The organism is Photobacterium rosenbergii (assembly GCF_033022775.1).
In the GTDB taxonomy this organism is placed as follows: domain Bacteria; phylum Pseudomonadota; class Gammaproteobacteria; order Enterobacterales; family Vibrionaceae; genus Photobacterium; species Photobacterium rosenbergii_A.
On sequence record NZ_JAWJZI010000013.1, the window covers coordinates 82,937 to 99,673 of the forward strand.

Annotated in this window: 15 protein-coding genes and 2 tRNA genes; 15 read left to right on the forward strand and 2 right to left on the reverse strand. The window is 51.6% G+C overall.

Going from position 1 to position 16,737, the window contains the following annotated elements; translation table 11 throughout:
• Positions 1-123 precede the first annotated feature (123 nt).
• From R2X38_RS21220 to luxS, 10 genes are all read left to right on the forward strand, one after another.
• Positions 124-200: transfer RNA gene (locus R2X38_RS21220), tRNA-Arg, on the forward strand.
• 37 nt (positions 201-237) lie between these two features.
• Positions 238-314 (forward strand) — tRNA-Arg (locus R2X38_RS21225).
• Between the two features lie 508 nt (positions 315-822).
• Complete coding sequence (locus tag R2X38_RS21230; RefSeq protein ID WP_317524345.1) at positions 823-1,074, forward strand: oxaloacetate decarboxylase subunit gamma; 252 nt, start codon at positions 823-825, stop codon at positions 1,072-1,074.
• 68 nt (positions 1,075-1,142) lie between these two features.
• A complete protein-coding gene (gene oadA / locus R2X38_RS21235; RefSeq protein ID WP_317524346.1) occupies positions 1,143-2,927 on the forward strand; it encodes a sodium-extruding oxaloacetate decarboxylase subunit alpha in 1,785 nt (594 codons plus the stop codon).
• Positions 2,928-2,936: 9 nt separating this feature from the next.
• Positions 2,937-4,067, forward strand: a complete 1,131-nt coding sequence (locus R2X38_RS21240) for a sodium ion-translocating decarboxylase subunit beta (protein ID WP_317524347.1) — start codon at positions 2,937-2,939, stop codon at positions 4,065-4,067.
• Between the two features lie 116 nt (positions 4,068-4,183).
• Positions 4,184-4,615 carry a YqaA family protein gene (locus R2X38_RS21245; protein ID WP_317524348.1) on the forward strand — a complete coding sequence of 144 codons (432 nt, stop codon included), beginning with the start codon at positions 4,184-4,186 and terminating at the stop codon, positions 4,613-4,615.
• 12 nt (positions 4,616-4,627) lie between these two features.
• Positions 4,628-7,492, forward strand: coding sequence for a pitrilysin family protein (locus R2X38_RS21250; RefSeq protein WP_317524349.1), 2,865 nt, complete (start codon positions 4,628-4,630; stop codon positions 7,490-7,492).
• A gap of 160 nt (positions 7,493-7,652) precedes the next feature.
• Positions 7,653-9,221, forward strand: a complete 1,569-nt coding sequence (gene gshA, locus R2X38_RS21255) for a glutamate--cysteine ligase (RefSeq protein ID WP_317524350.1) — start codon at positions 7,653-7,655, stop codon at positions 9,219-9,221.
• 137 nt (positions 9,222-9,358) lie between these two features.
• Positions 9,359-9,961, forward strand: coding sequence for a hypothetical protein (locus R2X38_RS21260; protein WP_317524371.1), 603 nt, complete (start codon positions 9,359-9,361; stop codon positions 9,959-9,961).
• 126 nt (positions 9,962-10,087) lie between these two features.
• Positions 10,088-10,606 (forward strand): S-ribosylhomocysteine lyase, encoded by a 519-nt coding sequence (gene luxS / locus R2X38_RS21265; RefSeq protein ID WP_317524351.1) that lies wholly within the window; start codon positions 10,088-10,090, stop codon positions 10,604-10,606.
• Between the two features lie 95 nt (positions 10,607-10,701).
• On the opposite strand, the gene R2X38_RS21270 is transcribed toward luxS, so the two are convergent.
• Complete coding sequence (locus R2X38_RS21270) at positions 10,702-11,979, reverse strand: HlyC/CorC family transporter (protein ID WP_317524352.1); 1,278 nt, start codon at positions 11,977-11,979, stop codon at positions 10,702-10,704.
• Between the two features lie 77 nt (positions 11,980-12,056).
• Positions 12,057-12,854 carry an inner membrane protein YpjD gene (locus R2X38_RS21275; protein WP_317524353.1) on the reverse strand — a complete coding sequence of 266 codons (798 nt, stop codon included), beginning with the start codon at positions 12,852-12,854 and terminating at the stop codon, positions 12,057-12,059.
• A gap of 210 nt (positions 12,855-13,064) precedes the next feature.
• On the opposite strand from R2X38_RS21275, the gene ffh reads away from it, so the two are divergent.
• The 5 genes from ffh (at position 13,065) to rplS (ending at position 16,584) form a co-directional block, all read left to right on the forward strand.
• Positions 13,065-14,441: a signal recognition particle protein gene (ffh, locus tag R2X38_RS21280; RefSeq protein ID WP_317524354.1), complete on the forward strand. Its 1,377-nt coding sequence runs from the start codon at positions 13,065-13,067 to the stop codon at positions 14,439-14,441.
• Positions 14,442-14,623: 182 nt separating this feature from the next.
• A complete protein-coding gene (rpsP, locus tag R2X38_RS21285; RefSeq protein WP_039468642.1) occupies positions 14,624-14,872 on the forward strand; it encodes a 30S ribosomal protein S16 in 249 nt (82 codons plus the stop codon).
• The gene (rimM, locus tag R2X38_RS21290; RefSeq protein WP_317524373.1) at positions 14,872-15,426 is read left to right on the forward strand and encodes a ribosome maturation factor RimM; all 555 of its coding nucleotides are present in this window, start codon (positions 14,872-14,874) and stop codon (positions 15,424-15,426) included. Before rpsP ends, rimM begins: the two co-directional genes overlap by 1 nt.
• 21 nt (positions 15,427-15,447) lie before the next feature.
• A complete protein-coding gene (trmD, locus tag R2X38_RS21295; RefSeq protein ID WP_317524355.1) occupies positions 15,448-16,194 on the forward strand; it encodes a tRNA (guanosine(37)-N1)-methyltransferase TrmD in 747 nt (248 codons plus the stop codon).
• A gap of 36 nt (positions 16,195-16,230) precedes the next feature.
• Positions 16,231-16,584, forward strand: coding sequence for a 50S ribosomal protein L19 (rplS, locus tag R2X38_RS21300; protein ID WP_317524356.1), 354 nt, complete (start codon positions 16,231-16,233; stop codon positions 16,582-16,584).
• The last annotated feature ends 153 nt before the right edge of the window (positions 16,585-16,737 follow it).

The following is a 16,737-nucleotide window of genomic DNA, read 5'->3' on the forward strand; positions in this document are numbered from 1 at the left end:
CCGTAGCTCAGCTGGATAGAGTACCTGGCTACGAACCAGGCGGTCGGAGGTTCGAATCCTCCCGGACGCGCCATTATTACAACGTATTGCCGTAAGGCAGTGCTATAAAACCGAATTAAGTGTGCGCTCGTAGCTCAGCTGGATAGAGTACCTGGCTACGAACCAGGCGGTCGGAGGTTCGAATCCTCCCGAGCGCGCCATTATTCAACATGTACTGCATTGCAGCGCATTGCCTGCGCGTCCGTAGCTCAGCTGGATAGAGTACCTGGCTACGAACCAGGCGGTCGGAGGTTCGAATCCTCCCGGACGCGCCATTATTGAAAAGCTCAGCTTCGGCTGGGCTTTTTTTCTATCTGCGCTTTGTTGGCGCCTTTATACTTCTTCCACTCTTCTCTGGTTATCCACTACCTAACCTTGTCTCCCTCGCATATTTTATCCCCCAGATAGATAGGGTGAAGTTTTCGCTTTGAGTTTGACTGCAATAACAGAACCTAGCTTGCAATCTGATATAAGTTATAAAACAAGGACTTTGTATTTTTAGATACTTAAAACTTACGTTTACGTAAGCGTAATTTCTGGGTGACGAGGAAGTTCCATACGGGGGCTGGAAAGACGTTAGCGTTGTGCCGCCGTGACGTGGGTTGAGTCTAAACGGGGGATGACGTCTGATTTAAACTGGATTTTTGTAATTTTACGATCAAACCCTCAGAAAAAGGCTAAATACCCACCGTTGGTTGGTGTGTTGTTAATCAGTTTGACATAAATTTACCTAACGTGGTATTTGTTAACCCGCCTATTACAAAATGAATGAAAGGAAGCATTATGGCAGATCTAGGTCCTTTGCTGTGGGAAGCGGCGACGATCATGGTTACCGGTATGGTCGTGGTTTTCATGTTTCTCAGTATTTTGATCTATTTAGTGCAGCTGTTGGCCAAAATTGCGCCTAAAGAGACATCGGATGCGCAGGCGACTCGCCAGCCATCACCAGTTGCTGTTAATCACAATGGCGTGCAGCCAGAGGTTGTAGCGGCTATTTCCGCAGCGGTACATCGCTACCGTGAGCAGAAAGCCTAGGCGATAGCGTTGCTGTCGCGGGAACATTGTGATTTTTAGGAAGTATTTTTTACAAGGAGTTTGTGAGCATGTCCAAGCCATTAGCGATCACTGACGTTGTGTTACGTGATGCCCACCAATCGTTATTTGCTACCCGTCTTCGCATCGAAGATATGTTGCCGATTGCCGAGAAGCTCGATGATGTCGGCTACTGGTCATTGGAGACCTGGGGAGGCGCGACCTTTGATGCCTGTATCCGTTACTTGGGTGAAGACCCATGGGAGCGCCTGCGCTTGCTCAAGCAAGCAATGCCGAAAACCCCGATGCAGATGCTGCTGCGCGGCCAGAACCTGCTGGGCTACCGTCACTACGCGGATGATGTGGTTGAGAAGTTTGTTGAGCGTGCCCACGCCAACGGAATGGATGTCTTCCGTATTTTCGATGCGATGAATGATGTTCGCAACTTCGAAAAAGCGGTCAAGGCTGCTGTTGATGTCGGTGCCCATGCCCAGGGGACAATCTCCTATACCACCAGTCCGGTGCACAACCTCGAAACCTGGACTGACTTGGCCAAGCGCCTGGAAGATCTTGGTTGCCACTCTATTTGTATCAAGGATATGTCTGGCCTGCTCAAACCTTATGAAGCCGAAGAGCTGGTCAAGCGTATCAAAGCCTCCTGTGATGTTCCGTTGGCGCTGCACTGCCATGCGACCACAGGCCTGTCGACGGCGACTGCGGTTAAGGCGGTTGAAGCTGGTCTGGATATCCTTGATACCGCTATCTCTTCAATGAGCCAAACCTATGGCCATACACCAACGGAAACGGTTATTGCCATGCTGGAAGGCACCGAGCGTGATACCAAGCTGGACTTGCAGCAGCTTGAGCCGATCGCCAGCTATTTCCGCACAGTACGTAAGAAGTACGCCAAATTTGAAGGCAGCCTAAAAGGGGTGGATGCCCGAATCCTGCTTGCTCAGGTACCGGGTGGCATGCTGACCAACATGGAAAGCCAGCTCAAGGAGCAGGGCGCAGCGGATCGGTTCGATGAGGTACTGGAAGAGATCCCTCGTGTTCGTGAAGATCTCGGCTTTATTCCGTTGGTCACCCCGACATCGCAAATTGTCGGTACTCAGTCGGTGATCAATGTGCTGACTGGTGAGCGCTACAAGAGCATCAGCAAGGAAACCGCTGGGGTACTCAAAGGCGAATACGGCGCGACACCTGCTCCGGTTAATGCCGAGTTGCAAACCCGGGTGCTTGAGGGGGCTGAGCCAATCACCTGCCGCCCGGCGGACTTGCTTGATGCTGAGTTGGATACGCTGACCACCGAATTGGTTGCCAAGGCCAAATCCGAGGGTATCGCCTTAGCCGATGAGCAGGTTGATGACGTACTGACTTATGCCCTGTTCCCGCAGGTTGGCCTGAACTTCCTGAAAAACCGCAACAACCCAGAGGCGTTTGAGCCAGCACCGGGCACAGAGCCTGAAGTCGCAGCACCTGCGGCCCAGCCAGCTCCTGCGGCAAGTGCTGCCTCGGTAGAAGCTTACAGCGTCAAGGTCAATGGCCAGGTGTATAACGTTGAAGTTGGCCCTAGCGGTGAGCTGACCTCGGTAGAGCCAGCGGCGGCGAGCGCTGCGGCGCCTGCACCACAGGCGAGCACAGCCGAAGATTTACCGGCGCCACTGGCGGGCAATATCTTCAAGATCAATGTCCAGCCAGGCCAGCAAGTATCTGAAGGTGATGTCTTGGTGATCCTCGAAGCGATGAAGATGGAAACTGAAGTCCGTGCAGCCCGTAGCGGTACGGTACAGGATCTCCATGTCAAGGAAGGCGATTCAGTGGCAGTCGGCTCGCCGATCCTGAGCCTGGCATAAGAGGGTACCATGGACGGATTATTAACTCTCTGGAACGAGACGGGGATTGCCAACTTTGAATTCGGCCAGCTGATCATGATGCTGGTCGGTGCCGGCCTGCTGTTCTTGGCGATCCGCAAGGGCTTTGAGCCTTTGCTGTTGCTGCCGATGGGCTTTGGAGCAATTTTGGCTAACATCCCCAATGCTGGCTTTACCGAGCCGGGGGGCTTGCTGTACTACATCTACTATATCGGGATCGAAACCGGTGTCTTCCCACTGCTGATCTTCATGGGCGTAGGGGCGATGACGGATTTCGGGGCATTGATTGCCAACCCGAAAACCTTGTTGCTTGGTGCAGCGGCGCAGTTCGGGATCTTTTTCACTCTGTTCGGCGCGATTTTGCTTAATGCCATCCCGGGTATGGAGTTCACCCTGGCTGATGCCTCTTCCATTGCGATCATCGGTGGTGCCGATGGCCCGACGGCCATTTTCCTCGCCAGCCAATTATCACCCGACTTACTCGGGGCGATTGCGGTCGCGGCTTATAGCTATATGGCTTTGGTGCCGATCATCCAGCCGCCGATCATGAAAGCGTTGACCACTCCGGAAGAGCGCCAGATCAAGATGCAGCAGCTGCGTGAAGTGAGCAAGGGCGAGAAGATCCTCTTTCCGCTGGCGGTGTTGCTGATGACGATCTTGTTCCTGCCGGCGGCAACGCCACTGGTCGGGATGTTCTGCTTGGGTAACCTGATGCGCGAATCCGGTGTGGTGGATCGCCTGTCAAATACAGTACAGAACGAGCTGATCAATATCGTGACGATCATGTTGGGTCTGGGGGTGGGCTCTAAGCTCGCTGCAGAGCAGTTCCTGCGCTTCGAGACGCTGGGTATCTTGGTGCTGGGTGCGGTGGCATTCAGTGTCGGTACCGGTGGCGGTGTGTTGATGGCGAAGATGCTCAACCGCTATAGCAAGGAAGATATCAACCCATTGATTGGTGCGGCCGGGGTATCGGCGGTACCGATGGCGGCACGGGTGGTCAACAAGGTCGGCCTTGAGGCCAACCCGCAGAACTTCCTGTTGATGCATGCGATGGGGCCGAACGTGGCCGGGGTACTGGGCTCGGCGGTAGCTGCCGGTATTCTGTTGGCTTTGGTGGGCTAAGTCGCTGACAGCAAGATATCGCAACAATTTAAAACGGGCATCCTTCGGGTTGCCCGTTTTTTTTGCCTACAGATCGGGTAAGGTACAGCAACCATATCAATCAACTAGAACGATCAATGCTAGAGTTATTTAATGGCGAGTCAGCCTTGTGGGTATTGTTTACCACCGGCTTTTTGAGTGCAACCCTGCTGCCGGGCGGCTCGGAAGCGAACCTCATCGCGACGCTGAAGTTGGGCGACAATGCTGTCTGGTTGGTAGTTACCGTGGCAACAATCGGCAATACCCTTGGCGGAATGACCAATTATTGGCTGGGTAGATTGCTGCCAGATAAAACTTCTAAAGAAAAACACGGTCATAAAGCATTACTATGGCTAAAAAAATACGGCTACTGGTCGTTGTTGTTCAGCTGGTTACCGGTTATCGGTGATCCGCTGTGTCTGGCCGCTGGTTGGCTGCGGATGCGTCATTGGCTCAGCTTTTTCATCATCATGGTGGGAAAAGCGGCGCGTTATACCGTACTAGCCTTGTTGGTCCAAGGTTTATTATAAGGAAGGCATTGAGTGCAAAAGTGGATAGTGGGGATTGCGCTGATCTCACTGGCAGGCTGTAGCCAACTACAGTCTCAACAGGCCGGGGCGCCCGAGTTACCGCAAGGGGTGACATTCGTTGAACAGGTCAAGGCTGGTTCGTCTTCTGATACACCGGTGATCCCGTATTCAAAATACCAGTTGGCCAATGGGTTGACCGTGGTACTCCATGAGGATAAATCAGATCCCCTGGTGCATGTTGATATGACTTACCATGTCGGCTCTGCCCGCGAGGAGTTGGGTAAGTCGGGTTTTGCCCATTTCTTCGAACATATGATGTTCCAGGGCTCGGAGCATGTCGGTGATCAGGAGCATTTCAAACTGATCACCGAAGCGGGTGGTACATTGAACGGTACCACCAACCGCGACCGGACCAATTATTTCCAAACCGTACCGGCCAACCAGCTTGAAAAGATCTTGTGGCTGGAAGCGGATCGTATGGGCTTCCTGTTAGGGGCGGTTTCCCAGCGCAAGTTTGAAATCCAGCGCTCGACAGTGAAAAACGAGCGTGCCCAGCGCTACGAGAACCGCCCTTACGGTTTGGTTTACGAGCGTATGGGGGAGGCCCTGTTCCCACGTACCCACCCGTATTCATGGCAGACAATCGGTTATGTTGAAGATCTCGATCGCGTCGATGTGAATGATCTCAAAGCGTTTTTCCTGCGCTGGTATGGCCCGAACAATGCTACTTTGACTATCGGTGGTGATATCGATGCCGAACAAACCCTTGAGTGGGTAAATAAATACTACGGCAGCATTCCTCGCGGCCCTGAAGTCGAGAAACCGGCTAAACAAACAGTGACACTGGAAAATGATCTTTACCTGACACTGGAAGATAAGATCCAGCAGCCGATGCTACTGATGGCGTGGCCGACATCCTACAATGGTGCTGATGACGAAGCCTCGTTGGATATGCTGGCAAGAGTGATCGGTGGCGGCAAGAACAGCCTGATGTACCAGAACCTGGTGAAAACCGGCAAGGTGGTCGATGCAGGTGCCTTCCATGATTGTGCCGAGCTGGCCTGTACCATGTATGTTTATGCTATTGGCCAAAGCGGTAAGCAGGGTGATTTGAAAAAACTGCGCGCCGAAGTGACAGATATCCTTGCTGGGCTTGAGGAGAGAGGGGTGTCTACCAAAGAGCTTGAAGAGCTCAAAGGGATGGTGGAAGCCAATGCGATCTTCGGCTTGCAGAGTGTCAGCGGCAAAGTCTCGCAGTTGGCTGCCTATGAGACCTTCTTTGATGATCCTGGTTACCTAGGCACCGAACTTGGCAACCTGCGTGCGGTGACTACCGCGAGCATGGAACAAGCATATATGCGCTACCTGAATGGTCATCCTAACGTGACCTTGAGTGTGGTACCGCGAGGGCGCACCAGCATTGAGGCGGAGAAACCGAACTTTACGCCGTCTCCACGGATTATTCCAGAAATTACCAAAGTCTCTGAAGAGCAACTGCAAAAGCAAATGCGCGTGCCGGTTGATGATTTTGACCGTTCGGTGATGCCACAGCCGTCTTCACCGGTAGAAGCGGTGATGCCGGAGCTATATCAGTTCGAGCTGGCCAATGGCATCAAGGTGCTGGGCACTGAGTATCGCGAGACCCCGACGGTAGAGCTACAAATGGTTGTACCGGCGGGTCGTCGCTTCGAGCCGGAAGGCAAAGCGGGTCTAGCCAAGATGACGGCCAGCATGATGGCCGAAGCATCACAGAAGTCGACGGTGGAAGAGCTGTCGTCGCGCTTGGATCGCTTGGGCAGTACTGTTAGTTTCTCGGCTGGCAAATATGGCACGGTGATCTCTGTGACATCTCTGACCAAGTTCCTCCCGGAAACGCTGGAGATCATGCAAGAGCGCTTGTTCCAGCCGGCGTTTAACCAAGCCGACTTTGATCGTGTTAAGCAGCAGGCTCTTGAAGGTATCATCTACGAGCACCAGCGCCCAGCATGGCTGGCGGGGCAGGCAACCCGTGAAGTGCTGTTCGGTGGCACCTCCTTCAGCTTGCCGCCGGAAGGTACTAAGGCGTCGCTCGAGTCGATCACCCTGGAAGATGTCAAAGCCTTCTACCGTCGCTACTACACCCCGAACGGAGCAGATGCTGTCGTGGTTGGTGATATCGACAAAGCCCAGCTGAACGCATCGTTAGGTTTTCTTGCTGACTGGCAGGGTATGCCTGAGCCAACCTATGTAACGCCGGAGCTTCCGGCAATGCCAAAGCAAACCGTCTGGCTGGTGGACAAACCTGGGGCGCCGCAGACTGTGATCCGTCTAGCGCGCCAGGGGCTACCGTTCGATGCCACCGGTGAGTTGTATGAAACCCAGCTGGCGAACTTCAATCTGGCGGGTAACTTCAATAGCCGCATTAACCTTAACTTGCGTGAAGACAAAGGTTATACCTATGGAGCTGGCGGTTACCAAAGCGGGGGTAAAGAAGTCGGTCTATCAGTCTATTATGCTCAGGTGAGGGCTGATGCCACTCTGCCTTCGGTTAAGGAGTTTTTGGCCGAGCTCGAAAAAATGTCGAGCGAAGGGGTAACGGATGAAGAGCTGAACTTCATGCGCTTGGCGGTAGGACAGAAAGATGCCCTTAACTACGAAACGCCAAGCAAGAAGGCGCAACTGCTGGGGCAGATCCTGACGTACTCATTGCCAGAGAACTTTGTTGAGACCCGTAATGAAATCGTCGCATCGATTACCAAAGCGCGGATCGATGAGCTGGCGGCCAAGTGGTTCAACCCGGCGGATTACCAGATTATCGTGGTCGGTGATGCCGCCAGCCTGAAACCGCAGCTGGAAACCCTCGGTTTGCCGATTCGGGCGCTTTCGCCAACCATGTAAACCTAATTGAGCCGGCGTAATGTCGGCTTTCTTTTTTGTTATCGGCCCGGTAGGTGCGATTGTTACTCCCAGGTAAAAGAGTTTCGATGTAATAATCATGGTAATCAGGATTAATTATGATTAATCTACCGGACTGAGTTGTTAAAGATTGAGAAGCACAGTGATGGATTTTTCACAAAGGCTGCAAAAAGTTGCGGCTAATCCTGATGCCCTGACCCAACTAGGGAGAGGCCTTGAACGTGAAGCCCTGCGTATTACCCCAAACGGCAAACTTTCCGGTGAGCCGCATCCGGCAGCGCTGGGATCGGCATTGACCAATAAATGGGTAACGACAGATTTTGCCGAGCCATTGCTGGAGTTTATTACGCCTGTTTCTCAGGATGTTGATCACTTGCTGTCTCAGCTAGGTGATATTCATCAGTTTACCTACAGCAAACTGGGTGACGAAAAACTTTGGCCGATGTCGATGCCATGTGTGGTCGGGGATCAAGACGAGATCACCCTTGCCCAGTACGGCAGTTCAAACAGTGGTCAAATGAAGACCTTGTATCGCGAGGGTCTCAAGCGCCGCTATGGCAGCATCATGCAGGTGATCTCCGGGGTCCACTTTAACTTTTCCTTCCCAGACAGTTTTTGGGACGAGTTGTTTGGTGAGCAGTCGGAGTTAGAACGCCAAGAGACAGTTTCCGACGCCTACTTCGGTTTGATCCGTAACTATTACCGCTTTGGCTGGCTGATCCCTTACCTGTTCGGGGCATCCCCGGCACTGTGTGGATCTTTCCTCGAGAACACCGAATCGAAGCTGGATTTCGAGAAGATCGGTTGCGGTACTTACTTTTTGCCAAACGCGACCGCGTTGCGCCTGAGCGATTTGGGTTACACCAACCACGAGCAAAGCTCGCTCAAGATTGGTTTCAATGGGTTAGAGCAGTACCTTGACGGCCTGAGAAAGGCGATCCGTACCCCATCGGCTGAATTTGCCAAAATTGGCGTCAAAGTTGACGGTGAGTACCGCCAGCTGAACGATAACGTATTGCAGATCGAGAACGAACTGTATGCGCCGATTCGTCCAAAGCGAGTGGCACAGAGTGGTGAAAAACCGTCTGAAGCCTTGAGTCGTGGCGGGGTGGAATATATTGAAGTGCGCTCATTGGATGTGAACCCATTCAGTCCAATCGGCATTACTGCCGATCAGGTACGTTTCCTGGATATGTTCCTGACCTGGGCGGTGCTGTCACCGTCGGCCTCTATGGATGATGCCGAACTGGAGTGCTGGCGCGATAACTGGAACCGTGTGGTACTTGATGGCCGCAACCCAGATCTGATGCTCAAGATTGGCTGTAATGGCGAACGCTTGTCAGTCAAAGACTGGGGTACCCGTGTGTTTGGCGAGTTGGCCGATGTGGCAAAGGCGATGGATACGGCTGCCGGTAATGATGCTTACCAAGAGACATTGGCGCGTTTGCAGACATGGATTGAACAGCCAGAGCTGACCCTGTCGGCACAGTTGCTTGATGTTATTCGCAAGCAAGGTGGCATTGGCTCGGTGGGTGATAATTTGGCCGCTGGCCATGCGGCTAGCCTTCATGATCGCCAGTATCAGTTCTATTCGTCGGACGTGTTTGAGCAGGAAGCCGTAGAGTCAGTCGAGCGACAAAAGCAGATAGAAAACAGTGATGAGCTGTCTTTTGATGCGTTTCTTGATGCGTATTTTGCTGATATAAAATAAAAAAGAGGGCAGCGACCTTGCTGCCCGATAATTCATTTCGCAGGGATGACAGCAGCGCTTGGCTGCCATCACATATTCAGACCACAAGGACGGCGTGAAGTTCCATGTTTGCCCATTCAAAGGCTGCAAAATCTACTATGTCGCGGATAGCGCTGATTTTTTTTAGTGCTGTTATTCTTTCAGGCTGTGCGACACCTCCTCCCAAAGACCACTCCAACCTCTGCAATATCTTCCGTGAGTACCCGAAATGGTACGAGGCTGCATTGGATATGGAGGATGAGTGGGGAACCCCCATGCAAGTTGCCATGGCGTTTGTGAAACAGGAAAGTAGTTTCCGCCATGATGCCAGACCGCCTAAGAATTACGTACTGGGCTTTATCCCATGGGGACGGGTCAGTAGTGCCTATGGCTATGCCCAGGCGCAGGATCCCGCTTGGTCGGATTACCAGAAGGCCACAGGAAATGGTGGTTCCCGTACTAATTTTGCCGATTCGCTGATGTTTATCGGTTGGTATAGCCATGAAACCCAGCGCCAGCTGGGGATTTCCAAGTGGGATGCCTACAATCAGTATCTGGCCTATCACGATGGCCGTGGTGGTTACCGTCGCGGTACCTACAAGTCCAAGCCTACTCTGCTGCGGGTATCTCGCCGAGTCGAGCAGCAGGCCAAGGACTATGGTTGGCAGCTCAAGCAGTGCCGTCAGGAACTGGAGGATAACCGCAGCTGGTGGCCGTTTTAATTCCTAGCGACTAGGCGATTGCAAAACTCACTTGCTGGGTTGCTGCACTGTGATATAACTTTTAATACGATTCTAAGTAGCGGGCTGTTGGTGATGTCCGTTACTAGGCCAAGGAGTAAGGAAGCAATGCCTCTATTAGATAGTTTCACCGTTGACCACACCCGAATGCATGCCCCTGCCGTTAGGGTAGCTAAAACGATGCAGACCCCGAAAGGTGACACCATTACGGTGTTCGACCTGCGTTTCTGCCGCCCGAATGCCGACATCCTGAGTGAGCGTGGGATCCACACCCTTGAGCATTTGTACGCGGGTTTCATGCGTAATCATCTTAATTCCGATCAGGTTGAAATCATCGATATCTCACCAATGGGCTGTCGCACCGGTTTCTATATGAGCCTTATTGGTACGCCTAGCGAGCAGCAGGTTGCTGACAGTTGGACAGCCGCGATGGAAGATGTGCTCAAGGTTGAGTCGCAGGACAAGATCCCAGAACTTAACGAGTACCAGTGCGGGACTTACAGCATGCACTCGCTCGATGATGCCAAGGATATTGCCCGCCATATCCTTGACCAGGGTATTGCGGTCAACAAGAATGATGAGCTGGCGCTACCTGAGTCTATGCTGCAAGAGCTTAGCGTAAAGTAATGAGCGATAAGACAATCAGCGAATGTTGATTTAGACATGAATAAGCCGGCGATTGCCGGCTTTTTTCTATTGAATAGGGGGTTAGGTCGGTAAGATCACCCGGTCTTCTTCAGTTGGTTGGGTAGCACCCGTACCTGTTTGATCATATTGTCGGAGACCTCGATGATCTCCATTTGGTAACCGGCCACTTCAATACTGAGTTGACTGTCGGGGATATCTTCAAGATGCTCCAGGATCAAACCATTGAGGGTACGTGGGCCATCCGTAGGAAGTCCCCAGTTGAGACTTTTGTTTAGATCACGGATATTGGCGCTGCCTTCAATCATTAGGCTGCCATCAGGCTGCGGGGTAATTTCTTCGGCCAGGGTCGGGCTGATCGACGTGGTAAACTCACCCACGATCTCTTCTAGGATATCTTCAAGGGTGATAAGGCCCTGAATATCACCGTATTCATCAACAATCAGGCCAATGCGCTCTTTATTGCGCTGGAACTTCAGCAATTGGATATTGAGGGGGGTGCCCTCCGGGATAAAGTACACTTCATCCGCTGCTCGAAGCAGGTTTTCCTTGCTGAAGTCGTTCTTGTCCATCATCAGGCGGTATGCTTCGCGTACTCGTAGCATGCCGACCACTTCATCGATGGTATCGCGGTAGAGCACAATGCGTCCGTGGGCCGAATGGCTGAGCTGGCGTACAATTGACTTCCAGTCGTCATTGACATTGATGGCGGCGATCTCACTGCGCGGCACCATCAAATCTTCCACCGTGACATTTTCCAAATCGAGGATCGACAGCAGCATATCCTGGTGACGTCGAGGGATCAGTCCGCCGGCTTCATTCACCACCGTGCGCAGTTCATCCGAGCTGAGCTTACCGTCATGGGATTTGTCTACCCGTAACCCTAACAAAAGCAGGAAGCTATTGGTGATACCGTTGACAAACCATACCAGCGGATAGAGCAGTTTCATCAGCAGCTGCAGTACGATGCTGCTGGCAAAGGAGATCCGCTCTGGGTAGAGGGTGGCGAGGGTTTTCGGGGTGACTTCGGCAAAGACCAGTACGACCAAGGTCAGCGCACCAGTGGCAATGGCGACACCCATGTCACCGTAGAGGCGCATACCGAGGATGGTCGCGATGGCCGAAGCAAGAATGTTGACGAGGTTATTTCCGATCAGGATCAGGCCGATTAGCCTGTCTGGGCGTGCAAGGAGCTTCTCGACTCGTTTCGCCCCACGGTGTCCCTGGTTGGCCTGATGCCTCAACTTATAGCGGTTGAGAGACATCATTCCGGTTTCAGAGCCGGAAAAATATCCGGAAATAACAAGAAGTAATATCAGGAGAGAGAATAAAATCCCCGTGGATATATCGTCCAAAAACCTATTTCCTTAACGTTTCTGTTACTTGAACTTTGTACCCAGACGCACTGGGTGTCAATGAATGGGGCACGGATTTATGCCCCAATAATGATTTCTTTGACGAAGCGACTGCCAAAATAGGCCAGTGTCAGTAGGAATGCGCCGATCATGCTGAACCAGACCACACGGCGTCCACGCCAGCCTTTCTGGTAATGCCCCCACAGCAGCACGGAGTAGACACACCACGCCATCAGGGAAAATACAGCCTTGTGGGTTTTGCCCTGTGCCAGCATATCTTGGATGAAAATAAACCCGGTTATCAAGGTAACAGTCAACAGTGAATTGCCAACTAAAATGATCTTGAAAAGCTGGCGTTCGACCATCATTAAAGGAGGGATGTTAGGGTTTATCAGCAGGCTCTTCTTGTTTTTAAGCTTGTGATCCAACCAAGCCAGTTGAATCGCGTACAAGGTCGCTATCATCAGGGTTGAGTAGGAGAAAAGAGCCAGCGAAATATGCAAGAGTACTTCTGGATGGGTTTCCAGGTGGGTAATGAAGGCGCCCGGCAAGAATGTGGCGGCCGTAAGATTTATTGCGGCAAAGCTGTAAACCACCGGCAATAGGAACCAGACTCGCATTTTTAGCATGGCACCGGAAGTGATGGTTGCAATCAGCAAGCTGATCAACGAAGCGACATTTAAAATGCTGAGGTTTTGTCCCTGTCCACCCAGTATGAGATCTTTGAGCAGCAGGATATGAAGGGCAATAGCGGCCACGGCACAAACAAAGACCGGTTTGGTCTTGATGCCATTGTTGTTGGTAAGGCCCGGTACAACCAGCCCTAGGGCAAGAAAGTAAAGGCATGCCGCCATTACGGCAATCAACATATCCATAGTAAACTTAACTATTTAAGATGGTAAGAGTTCGCAATTATACCTTGCTAGCCGCCCTCTCGCCATGATAAAGCGAGATCAAAAGCATACTGAAGCCGTTTTATCAGGGGATATCACAGTGAAAGTGTCCGTCAGGACATGAAAGCAGGGTAAGGATTGCGTTATACTAGCCAGATCATATCGATTAGTTGCGTAACGAGCGAGTAGCACATGTTCGAAAATTTAACGGAGCGTTTATCGCGAACGCTTAAGAATGTCAGCGGCCGTGGTCGCCTGACGGACGACAACATCAAGGATACGCTGCGTGAAGTACGTATGGCGTTACTCGAGGCTGATGTTGCGCTTCCTGTTGTCCGTGACTTCGTCAAGCGCGTCAAAGAACGTGCGGTAGGCACTGAAGTATCGAAGAGCCTGACGCCAGGCCAGGAATTTATCAAGATCGTTCAGGCTGAGCTTGAAGCGGTCATGGGTGAAGGTAATGAAGACCTGAACCTCGCAAGCCAACCGCCAGCGGTTATCTTGATGGCGGGCCTGCAGGGTGCCGGTAAAACCACCAGTGTCGGTAAGCTGAGTAAGCTGCTCAAAGAGCGCCAGAAGAAGAAAGTGATGGTAGTGTCTGCCGACGTCTACCGCCCTGCGGCGATCAAGCAGCTAGAAACCCTTGCCAACGATCTGGATGTTGACTTCTTCCCGTCGACGCCCGATCAGAAGCCGGTAGATATCGTTACCGCGGCGCACGCTGAAGCCAAGCTGAAATTCTACGATGTCCTGATTGTCGATACCGCAGGTCGCCTGCATGTTGACAGCGAAATGATGGATGAAATCAAGGATGTCCATAAGGCTATCAATCCTGTCGAAACCCTGTTCGTGGTTGATGCCATGACGGGTCAGGATGCGGCCAATACGGCGAAAGCGTTTGACGAAGCCCTGCCACTGACCGGTGTGATCCTGACCAAGGTCGACGGTGATGCGCGAGGCGGTGCGGCGTTGTCTGTTCGTCATATCACTGGCAAGCCAATCAAATTCTTGGGTATCGGTGAGAAGACCGATGCGCTGGAACCATTCCACCCAGACCGTGTGGCGTCTCGTATCCTTGGTATGGGTGACGTACTGTCTCTGATCGAAGATCTAGAGCGCAACGTCGACAAGGAAAAAGCCGAGAAGCTGGCGAAGAAATTCAAAGAGAAGAAAGGCTTCGATCTGGAAGACTTCCGCGGCCAGCTGCAGCAGATGAAGAGCATGGGCGGCATGATGGGCATGATGGACAAGCTGCCGGGTATGTCGCAGCTGCCAGACAATGTCAAAGATCAGGTTGACGATAAGATGTTCAACCAGATGGAAGCTATCATTAACTCGATGACGCCGAAAGAGCGTGAGCGTCCTGAGCTGATCAAAGGCTCGCGCAAGAAGCGTATCGCCATGGGTTCTGGTACCCAGGTACAGGACGTCAACCGTCTGCTTAAGCAGTTTACCCAGATGCAGAAGATGATGAAAAAGATGCAGAAGGGCGGTATGAAGAACATGATGCGCAATATGAAAGGCATGATGCCACCGGGTGGTGGCATGGGCGGAATGTTCGGTCGCTAAGCGGTAACCTTCCACCAAATCATTGAGCTTGGGGAAGTCAACTTACTTTTACTGGTGAAAATTTAGCTAAAGCGGTTGCATTCGTCAGTTTAAAGAGTAAAATTCCCGAGCTTAATTTGGCACGGGCCCCGTTATATCCATTTCGGGGCCGATTTCATTTACAGTAATGCAAAGAGGACGATATGGTTACCATTCGTTTGGCACGTCACGGCGCTAAGAAGCGTCCATTCTATCAAATCGTTGTTGCTGACTCTCGCGCTGCTCGCGACGGTCGTAACATTGAAAAAATTGGTTTCTTCAACCCGCTAGCTAAGGGTCAGGAAGAACGTCTACGTCTTGACCTTGACCGTGTTAACCACTGGGTTGGTCTAGGCGCAACTGTGTCTGACCGCGCAGCTAAGCTAATCAAAGACGCTGCTAAAGCGGCTTAATTAGCATGTCAGGTAATAGAGAAGCGATGAGTACACAAGACCGCATTGTTGTTGGGAAACTTGGTTCCACTTATGGCATCAAGGGTTGGCTCAAAGTTTTTTCTTACACCGAAGAAGCTGAAAGCATTTTTTCCTATCAGCCTTGGTTTATCAAAGTTAAGGGTGAGTGGAAGGAGTTCCGCGTTGAATCGTGGAAACGCCATGGTCAGGGGTTAGTCGCTAAGCTAGAAAGTCTGGATATCCGTGAGGATGCACAGATGTTCACTAATGCTGAAGTCTACGTATTGGCTGAACAACTACCAGCACTGTCAGATGACGAGTTCTACTGGCGTGAGTTGTATGGAATGACAGTGGTCACTACCGAAGGTTACGACCTAGGTAAAGTCACTGACATCCTGGAAACAGGTTCCAACGACGTTTTGGTAGTCAAAGCCAACCTGAAAGATGCTTTTGGCCAGAAGGAACGTTTAATCCCGTTCCTCGATGAGCAGGTCATCAAGTCGATTGATCGCACTGCTCAGCGGATCGAAGTTGACTGGGATCCTGGATTTTAATCCCCGGTAATAGGTGAACAAATGAAGGTAGGCATAATCAGCCTGTTTCCTGACATGTTTAATGCCATTACCAATTTTGGGGTAACAGGCCAGGCGGTAAAAAAAGGCCTTTTGTCAGTGGAAACGTGGAATCCTCGTGATTTTACCCACGACAAACACCGAACGGTTGATGATCGACCATATGGTGGCGGACCGGGCATGTTGATGATGGTGCAGCCTTTGCGCGATGCCATTCACGCTGCCAAGCAATCCGTAGAAGGCCAGGCTAAAGTGATTTACCTATCACCTCAGGGCCGTAAGCTTGATCAAGCGGGTGTTGAGGAGCTGGCACAGAACGAGAATTTGATTCTTATCTGTGGCCGCTACGAAGGGGTAGATGAGCGCATTATCCAACAAGAGGTAGACGAAGAATGGTCTATCGGCGATTTTGTGCTGACGGGTGGTGAACTACCAGCCATGACCTTGGTCGATGCAGTCGTCCGGTTTGTACCGGGTGTACTGGGTGACTTTGCGTCAGCGGAAGAAGATTCTTTCGCCAACGGCTTGCTAGATTGCCCTCATTATACGCGTCCTGAAGTGTTGGACGGGCAGGAAGTCCCTAAGGTCTTGTTGTCTGGCAACCACAAGGACATTAGCCGCTGGCGGTTGAAACAATCGCTGGGCCGAACCTGGCTGAGAAGACCAGAGCTCCTGGAAAACCTAGCTCTGACTGACGATCAGGAATTCTTGCTGGCGGAATTTATCCGCGAACATAAAGCAAGCATTTAATTAATTTAGTATCAGTTTATTCTAGGGTATATACCAATGAGTAACATCATTAAGCAGCTCGAAGACGAGCAACTAAAACAAGACCTACCAACTTTCGCACCAGGTGACACTGTTGTTGTTCAGGTTAAGGTAAAAGAAGGTAACCGCGAGCGTCTACAGGCTTTCGAAGGCGTTGTAATCGCTAAGCGTAACCGTGGTCTACATTCTGCGTTCACCGTTCGTAAGATCTCTAACGGTGAAGGCGTTGAGCGTGCGTTCCAAACTCACTCTCCACTAGTTGACAGCATTACTGTTAAGCGTCGTGGTGCAGTACGTCGTGCCAAGTTGTACTACCTACGTGAGCGTTCAGGTAAATCTGCACGTATCCGCGAGAAGCTTACTTCTAAGTAATTCGCGACGCGTAAGACGTTTATTGAAAAAGCCCACCGCAAGGTGGGCTTTTTTTTGACGTTGATTTGGCTGGAGGCCATAGGCCATAGGTCAGTGGAAGTGCATAGAACACGGCTATGGAAATGTGGCTAGAGGCTTGTAATAGGACATTAG

Coding starts and splice junctions, on each gene's coding strand:
- luxS (WP_317524351.1), top strand. CDS start 10,088: ATGCCTCTATTAGATAGTTTCACCGTTGACCACACCCGAATGCATGCC.
- oadA (WP_317524346.1), top strand. CDS start 1,143: ATGTCCAAGCCATTAGCGATCACTGACGTTGTGTTACGTGATGCCCAC.
- R2X38_RS21260 (WP_317524371.1), top strand. CDS start 9,359: ATGTCGCGGATAGCGCTGATTTTTTTTAGTGCTGTTATTCTTTCAGGC.
- rpsP (WP_039468642.1), top strand. CDS start 14,624: ATGGTTACCATTCGTTTGGCACGTCACGGCGCTAAGAAGCGTCCATTC.
- R2X38_RS21240 (WP_317524347.1), top strand. CDS start 2,937: ATGGACGGATTATTAACTCTCTGGAACGAGACGGGGATTGCCAACTTT.
- trmD (WP_317524355.1), top strand. CDS start 15,448: ATGAAGGTAGGCATAATCAGCCTGTTTCCTGACATGTTTAATGCCATT.
- R2X38_RS21245 (WP_317524348.1), top strand. CDS start 4,184: ATGCTAGAGTTATTTAATGGCGAGTCAGCCTTGTGGGTATTGTTTACC.
- rplS (WP_317524356.1), top strand. CDS start 16,231: ATGAGTAACATCATTAAGCAGCTCGAAGACGAGCAACTAAAACAAGAC.
- R2X38_RS21275 (WP_317524353.1), bottom strand. CDS start 12,854: ATGGATATGTTGATTGCCGTAATGGCGGCATGCCTTTACTTTCTTGCC.
- ffh (WP_317524354.1), top strand. CDS start 13,065: ATGTTCGAAAATTTAACGGAGCGTTTATCGCGAACGCTTAAGAATGTC.
- R2X38_RS21230 (WP_317524345.1), top strand. CDS start 823: ATGGCAGATCTAGGTCCTTTGCTGTGGGAAGCGGCGACGATCATGGTT.